The sequence below is a fragment of the Paenibacillus sp. sg306046 genome (genome assembly GCF_059821225.1).
In genome coordinates this window covers 1-1,123 of sequence record NZ_JCAMRT010000089.1, presented here as the reverse complement: position 1 = coordinate 1,123, position 1,123 = coordinate 1, and the positions used below count along the sequence as shown (strand labels likewise).

1 protein-coding gene is annotated in these 1,123 nt (G+C 45.0%); it reads right to left on the bottom strand.

Going from position 1 to position 1,123, the window contains the following annotated elements; translation table 11 throughout:
• Nucleotides 1-129: 129 nt before the first annotated feature.
• Nucleotides 130-1,080: a tyrosine-type recombinase/integrase gene (locus AC6ROY_RS25405; RefSeq protein ID WP_500103346.1), complete on the bottom strand. Its 951-nt coding sequence runs from the start codon at nt 1,078-1,080 to the stop codon at nt 130-132.
• Nucleotides 1,081-1,123: the final 43 nt, after the last annotated feature.

Genomic DNA, 1,123 nt, shown 5'->3' with positions numbered 1-1,123 from the left:
GTTCGTACAATTTACGTTGTTCGACAATATCTTTGGAATTCTTTGGATTTTCGTGGGCCATTTTATCGTTATTATAGTTAATTGATACTAATATTACAAGAATTTATTAGTTGACTTAGTTTCCAAGCCCTATAAATATTCCTTCAAGCTATCCTCTACATAGTCCGGAGCCGCCTTCTGAATTTGTTGTACAGTATGCATATACCGTTGTGTTGTATTGATGTGTGTATGCCCTAACGATTCTTGAACCTGCTGCAGGGAGGCGCCTTTTAACAGGGCCAGAGTCGCATTGGTATGCCGTAGCCAGTGAGGCGTTACTTTTTTTCCGCCTTCAATTCGGGCTCGTGCTTTCTGTATGATTTTCTCTACAGATCTTACGGAGATCGGAAAGAGGCGTGTGTTAGATGGCATCCGTTCAGGCTGCCTGTCGGCCAGGTGCTGTTCAATTAAATTCCAGAGCAAGCCAGGTACTTTAACCTCTCGTTGTTTTCCCCCTTTGCCGTTTACGGTAAGCCACATGGATGTTTCCTGTGGATCGGTATGAAAATGTCCCCATTCGATCGCTACGCATTCAGAGACACGCAATCCCAGCAAAACAAGCGTCAGACCGAGTATGTAGTCGCGAAAGCCTTGCTGTTTCAGCCTTTCAATCAGTCCGATGACTTCGCTTCTGGTCAAATAGTGGTTTCGGCTCGTTACCTCTACTTTCGGAATTTGGGTGCTGGTTGTGGGGTTTATTGGAAAAATTCCGATGTTCGGATCGCTGCCCCATTTATAAAGCGACCGGACAGGGGCAATATGAATGGCAACGGTTGCAGGCGATTGGGGCCGTCCGCTTTTACTAAGAAATCCATTGATAAGTGCGAGCTTGTAAACTTCGATTTCTTTCCATTTTACGTCGCGGAGCGGCTTGCCTTGAAGAAAAGTTCGAAACTTTCGGATCGAATTTGTATAGTTTCGGATCGTGTATTTGGAGCGTTCGGATGATGATAAAAACATGGCTACAATCTGCTCATCCGTGTAGGATTCGTTGTTAGCTTCTGACAAGGAAAGGGAAGGCGTGATGTGCAACGGATACATGTTTTCCTCCTTGAGCCGTTCGAACAACGTAAATTGTACGAAC